This window comes from Natrialba chahannaoensis JCM 10990 (assembly GCF_000337135.1).
Classification (GTDB): Archaea; Halobacteriota; Halobacteria; order Halobacteriales; family Natrialbaceae; genus Natrialba; species Natrialba chahannaoensis.
Window position 1 is genome coordinate 1 of sequence record NZ_AOIN01000029.1, and the last position, 270, is coordinate 270.

Here is a 270-nt window from a genome sequence, read left to right on the forward strand (position 1 = left end):
GCCTGCTACCTGCGCTTCTACGATACCTACGACCACGAACAGGGCAGTCCGAAGCCCTGGAACGCCGTTTTCCGTGCCCACGTCCTCCGCTGTGTCAAGGGCTGGAAGAACGCCACGGCCCTCTACAAGTACCTGAAGCAGAAGCCGTTCCTCTGCACGCAGCTGGGCTTCGAGGACATCCCCGACCAATCTACTCTCTGGCGGGCGTGGGAAGATCGCCTCGCCGACGTACAAGAGGCCGTCCATACAGCTGCCGAGGTAGTCGTGGAC

Annotated in this window: 1 pseudogene; it reads left to right on the forward strand. The window is 61.9% G+C overall.

Annotation, left to right across the window (positions count from 1 at the left end):
* Positions 1 to 270, forward strand: a pseudogene (locus C482_RS03645) (ISNCY family transposase); the annotation flags it as partial.